The 6,246-nt window shown below is 52.4% G+C and carries 4 protein-coding genes; all 4 read right to left on the reverse strand.

All coding sequences use genetic code 11. The annotated features are described in order from the left end of the window. Positions 1 to 122: 122 nt before the first annotated feature. Positions 123 to 911, reverse strand: a complete 789-nt coding sequence (locus JW953_20765) for an outer membrane lipoprotein carrier protein LolA (protein ID MBN1995136.1) — start codon at positions 909 to 911, stop codon at positions 123 to 125. A gap of 85 nt (positions 912 to 996) precedes the next feature. Next, positions 997 to 1,986 (reverse strand): hypothetical protein, encoded by a 990-nt coding sequence (locus JW953_20770; GenBank protein MBN1995137.1) that lies wholly within the window; start codon positions 1,984 to 1,986, stop codon positions 997 to 999. A gap of 67 nt (positions 1,987 to 2,053) precedes the next feature. After that, positions 2,054 to 4,531: an FHA domain-containing protein gene (locus JW953_20775; protein ID MBN1995138.1), complete on the reverse strand. Its 2,478-nt coding sequence runs from the start codon at positions 4,529 to 4,531 to the stop codon at positions 2,054 to 2,056. Between the two features lie 367 nt (positions 4,532 to 4,898). Further along, entirely contained in the window at positions 4,899 to 5,837 is a 939-nt protein-coding gene (locus JW953_20780) for a hypothetical protein (GenBank protein ID MBN1995139.1), read from the reverse strand. Positions 5,838 to 6,246 lie beyond the last annotated feature (409 nt).

Raw genomic sequence — 6,246 nt, forward strand, 5'->3', positions numbered from 1 at the left:
ACGATCTCGTAGCATAGTCTTTGGTCTCCTTTGGTTCACCTCCGACTATTCTACTCAATCGACACTTTTGCACCAGAAACTAGCTAACGGTCAATATAGTTAACGGAATATTATCAAGATATTTACTGCACTTTCGGCAAATCTGACAAGGTAGGCAAAGGAGGCAATTCCGACAGGTCAAGCACAGTAGCGCCTGCTGGAACCGTGAAGGCGAATTGGGCCGGGTCAATGGGTTGGTCTTGGGCGATGTCGCCCTTTAACACGGCAAAACCGCTGGCGGTAAAGGTGCCCCGCTCAATGTTCATTTCAATTCGTTGCGGTAGATAAGTTTCCTGGTCAATCCAGAAAATGGCAGTGACCCCCTCTAAATCCAATTCAGGGTCGGCCGGCTGGCCATAAGTGACCTGCACCTTGTAGGTATCCCGGCCATTGACCTGTTCGGCCCCCAGGTTGACCGCCTCGGTATCATCAAAGCCCCGGTCTATAATCTTTTCGCCAAAAGTGACAATTTCGCGCAATTCGGGTTGGTCGCGCAGTTGAGATTTGTACTGGCTGGTATCGGCTACAAGCACCAGCTTTTCCCTGGGGTTATAGGCCCACCCCTTCTGGCTATCGGTAACGGCGATAAGGCCATCAATACTGGGCTGTTCGCCGCTCACCTCGGCCCGCATTTTGTCCGGGCGCTCGCCCCAAAATTCAACCTCGCCCTTAACCGGGCCTCTGGCCGAAGCCACTTGAAACTGCACCGTAAAATGGGCGCTGTTGACGGCCTTCACCGCCTCCTTCATCTTGGCGACCAATTCATCGCCCGGCGGCCCTTCCTGGGGCGGCGGCGTTTGCTGGTCACCGCAGGCCGCTACTCCCACTATCAGCAACAATAAACTTATCCACATCATAATCTGGCGCATCATCGTTCTCCCTAAATAATTGTGAATGGTGAATGATTAATGGTGAATGATTATTTCATTCGTTGAATTCCTGACACGCTGACTCTTTTTACTCTGGCGGATAAACCTCTGCGCCCGTCAGCGTGCCCTGGGCGTCGTAAAAGGCCACGTAAACCCAATCCCCATAGGCCACGGCTACAGCCGCGCAATATTGGCCGGCCCAACCGGTGGCAGAGTACCAGGTCCAATCCGCCGAAGTGCCGGAGGGAATGGGCGGCGGTGTGCCGGAGATGCCATTCTCCCAACCATCCTCTTTAGCGTAATAATTGGCGTAATACCAGCCATCTTCCGAGCCATCCCCATTGAGAATAAGAAACGCGGGACGGTACTGCGGCCAATTGTAGGTCTGGCCGCTGTTGTTTTGATACGTCATGCTCATCTGGCACCACCGGCTCTCGCCCTGGCGGCTCTCATAAGTCATCTGGGGCGACCAACTGATATTTAACGGGGCGCTGCCGGGCGCGGGGGCAGTCTCGCCGCCGGTATCCCTGCTGCCGGTTTCGGGTAGGGGGCAGGCGCCGGGCGCAGGCGCTTCAACCCCGGGGTAAGCAATGCCAAAGATAGCCGTGCCAAATAGCACCCATTCGCTGCCGTCTTGCACAAACATATACGCGCCAAAAATGCCTTTGGCGCCCTTACCAAATGAGAGCGAGGCATTGGGCATGGTGTTGGCGGCCAGCACCGCCTGGCCAGAGGCAATGGGGTCTTTGGTGGTGGGGTTGCCGTTCTCATCCAGTTCATACCACAGCACCACCGCCTCCACTTGTTGATTGAGAATGCCGGGAATGTAGCTATATACTACGCGCGTGCCATTCTTGAACAGGGGGGGATCGGGGCATTGCGCCGGCCCGGTTTCCGCCGACCATTCGTAGCTGCTGGCCATTTGGAACGGCTCTCCCTGCGCTCGCGGTATTTCCAGCAGCGGGTAATCCAACGGGGCTGGTTCCGTTGGAGCTGCGGCCAGCGCCGCCGGCCACAGGGTCAAAATGACAACAATGATGACCCAGGCTTTAATTACATTTTTGCAGTATTTTGACATCAGTATCCTCCACAAAATCTACTAGGGTAAAACGGGTTAATAACCGGTTCTACAGATGACTAAACGATCAATTTACATCTTGACGTTTCAGAGCTACAAGAGTCAAAATAATTGACAACAGGGCAAAACCAAACAAAATGGCCCAATTTTGCAGCAGATAGGCCGGGGTGTGGGCAAATGCAAACGGCAGTTCATCAACCGGGGTGGAATAACTGGCCAATTTTCTTAGCTCCGGCAAATTCACGCTGGAACCTAACGCCTCGATGCCCCACCGGCTGAACGTAACCCACGACACTACTTTGGCCCCCCCCTCCAGCGCAAACACAATCCCGGCAAAGACAATTTGCGGGATGAGGAACAGCGGCATAATGCTCATTACCCGGTCTTCCCGGCCCACCACGGCCGATAAGAACAGCCCAAAACAAACCGAGGTAAACGTAACCAGGACAATGGATACAAAAACTTCCAGCAGACCGGGCAAAAAGGTGGAGCCAGTCCAGGGAAAACCGGAACGTAAATGTACAATCAGCACCAGCAAAAACGACTGCACCAAGCTCAAGCCCAATAACACCACCAACTTGGAAAAAACGTAAGCCGAAACACTGAGGTTGACCAGTCGCTCGCGCCGGTAAATGGGCAACTCCTTTACAATTTCCCGCACGGAATTGATAATGCCAAACCACGTCGCCACGCAGGCCAGCACAAAAAGGATTTTCTGGATCGCGGCCACGTCGTTGACTTCTGTTTCGATACCTTTGCCAAACAAACCGGGATCAATCACCAAAAAGAGCAATAGGGCAATAATGGGCGATTGCAACAGCAGGAAGAGAAAATTACGACGATCTCTGACCAGCATAGTCAAGTAACGCCGGGAAAGGATGACCATCTGCCGGAGGGCGGTGATCATCTTTTTGGGCAGGCTGTCCCCCCTTTTGCGGGCTGCCCCTCTTTTGACCTGCTCTTTATCGCCGGCAGTCGCTAGCTTGTGCCCGCAATTATTACAGAACTTCTGGCCCGCCTTAACCGAACTGCCACAATGAGGGCAAGCCGGGCCTAATCGTTTCTGAACGTACAACTCGTAGTAAGTAGATGCTTGAAAAGCGTCAAACCATTTATCCGGCTCCTGCTCTACTTTATTGTAGATTTCGGCAAAATCGTCAACTTCAAAAAAGCTGAGCGCATCTTTGGGCGGGCCGTAAAAGACCAATCGCCCGCCCACGGCCAAAAAAGCCACCAGGTCGCACTCGGCAATGTTGCCGGTGGCGTGCGTAACCAGAATCACGGTTTTGCCGGAATTGGCCACCTGCTTGAGGGTGAACATCATCTTTTTATCCAGGCCGGGGTCCAGGCCGGAGGTCGGTTCGTCCAGAAAAAGGATGCCGGGATCGGCAATAAGTTCCACGGCAATGCTGACCCGCTTGCGCTGCCCGCCGCTGAGTTGCCTGATCAGCAGGTTTTTTTTGTCGGACATGGCCACCTGTTCCAGCACGTCGTCAATACGCTCTTTGATTTCCTCGTCGGGGGTGTCCGGCGGCAGGCGCAGCAAGGCCACGTATTGGAGGGCTTCCGCCACGGTCAGTTCCCGGTGAATAATGTCATCCTGGGGCACATAGCCGATACTTTGCCGGTAGGCGTCAAAATTTTGGTAAAGGTCGTCGCCGTTAATGAGCACCTGCCCTTCGGCGGGACGAAAACCGTTGAGAGCGTCGAGCATGGTGGATTTACCCGCGCCGCTGCCGCCAACAATGGCCACAAATTCACGGGGATGAACCGCCAACGAGACATCATCGAGCAAAATCTTATAACCGGTATCGGTGGGTTGGACCTTTTTGACTTTGACCTGCTTGCGTACGGCAATGGCTTCCAGCCGGATACCCTCCCGGCGCAGGTCGGCGGGAATTAATTGGAGACCGTCATATCGCAGTTGGATAGAGCCAATTTGAATAACGTCGTTCTCGTGTAGCTCTACCCGCGAAATACGCTGCCCGTTAACGTAAGTGCCATTCTGGCTGTTCAAGTCTCGCAGAATGTGGCCTTTTCCCGCCGCCGGAGAAATGGTGGCATGAAAGCGGGAAATGGTGGGGTCGTGCAGGGGGAAAGCGTTGCGTTTATCCCGGCCCAAACTGATTTCGCGGCCCAGCCGGACCCGCTCGATTTCCGCGGGGGGGGCGGCGGAGCGGTCGAAATACATGAGCGTGATGAAATTCTCATTACGGTCCGGCACCCGGATAATGTCGCCGTTTTCCAGTTTGCGTTTGGTGATACGCTTACCCCGAAAATAGAGGCCATTGGTGCTGGGCTGGTGCTCGCCGTTACGGACCTGGCCATCAACAATGTGATAACCACCCTTTTCCCATTTTAGCGTAGCGTGATAACGAGACACAACCGGGTAGTTGATGACAATCTGATTGCCCTCCCGGGAGCGTCCCAACCGCACCTCCGGCCTGGCCAGGGGCGCCATCATTTGATGGCCTGGCCAGGAAACAATCAGGTGCTTGTCGCTCAGTTCGCCCACATCATCAACGTGTACCGTTGCATCATCCATGATGTTTCACCTGGCAATTTTGTATGGCAGTTGCGCCGGAACACCCGGCAGGGGTTTGGGTAACTTGTGGATACTGTACCTGTTAGGCTATTACAAACGCTCCGAGTAGTCTGGTTCAGGCGTTCGGTTGAGTGGTAATAACATAAGGTGGCTGAAAGTAGAGCAGGGAAATGGCAAAGAGAAAGATTTACCTTGAGAATTTTAACATATTCCAAAGGCCATGTCAATCAAAAAATCGCCAGAGCTGTCCAATATTTTGGGTAAGAGACCTGGCAGGTTTTAAGGTTTTAACTTTTTGATTTTTGCGGCCTTGCGTCCTCGCGCTGATTTTTGAGGCAAGGTTCTGAAAGTCTGGTTGTAGTATTAATCAGGCCAAGCCATGCCGCATTGACTCTAACTGGGCCACAAATTGCTCCAGTTCCGGCTGGTTAGTAAGGGCGAAGATGGCGCTCACGGCGTCATTTTGGGGCAGGTGAATGGTTAAAGTGAGGGTGTTGCTGTCGCGCTCAAGCAGCGACACAGCCGTGATTCTGTTCAGGGGAATGTAGGTCCAGATACCGCCATAGCGCGTATCGCTGCCGGTCCATTTTTGGGGGTCTTCTTTGATCAAAATGAGTTCCCGGTCGGTTAAAATGCTCAGGTGGGCCGGGGAGACGGTATGATAAAAGGTTTTGTTGAACAGGGCCAACACCTTGGTTTGAATTTCAGGCTGCAACAGGCTGGCAATAACCTGTTCGCCGGGCAAAATGCTGCGGCGGGCGTAATTCATAAATTTGAAATGTAGATTGAGCAGGTAAGTAAACTTTTCCCGCTCAACCTGGAGATCGGCGGGCGGGTTAGATGAGGGCGAGATTAATCTGGCCGGCTCGATAATGGGATAAAAAAAGGGCTGGGTTACTGCGCTGAATTGAAAGGAGGAAGCAACCAAACCATTGGGCGTGACGCCGCTAATTTTAAGCCACGATTTTAAGAGAATAGTGCCGGCTTCAATATAATTTATCTCTGCAAGTGGATAACACGTTACCTCCAGCCGGTTAGAGCGATGTTCCAAAACGTAAATTTGATTAGCCAAAGTACAAACCAATTTAGGATTCAGCCGGGCCAAAAACCCTTCGTAAGAGGGCGTCAGCACGGTATACGGAAACACGGGCAGCGGTTCAAAAAATTCCCGGTAAACTTCAGGCACTTCGCTTAAAGTGTAAATGCGCCTGGCCCAGGCCCGCATGGTCTGTTCGGCCCCGGTCAGCAATATCCGGGGCATGTTTTGGCTAAAAAACCTTTTTAAAAAAGTTAAAGCAGTGTTCATAGATATCCTCCATCATGCACTGTCCCCTCACATTGTTCTCAAAAGTATACTACACTCTTAAACAAATAGGCAATAGATTTTTATAGGGGAAATCTCTATATTTATTGCCTGTTACCTCAATTGTTTAACTTTTATTTGTTTAGAACATAGAGCGGGCCATAAAAAAACGCCCTATTGGAGGCCGGACGTTTTATTTCCAGGTTTACTATCGGGCCAGGCCATATTTTGACATTCTGACCAACGACCAATGACCAAATTTCGTCGTTCGCCCGTCGTCATCCGTCGGTGACGGCCGAGTCATTGGGGTTGGCCGGGTGTAGTAATTTCGGTTCTTCCAGAATTTCCGTGGTGTAGGGGCAGGTCTTGTGCCTGCCCAGGGCGACCACAAGGATTCGCCCCTACATATTGG

This window comes from Anaerolineae bacterium (genome assembly GCA_016931895.1).
Taxonomy (GTDB): domain Bacteria; phylum Chloroflexota; class Anaerolineae; order 4572-78; family J111; genus JAFGNV01.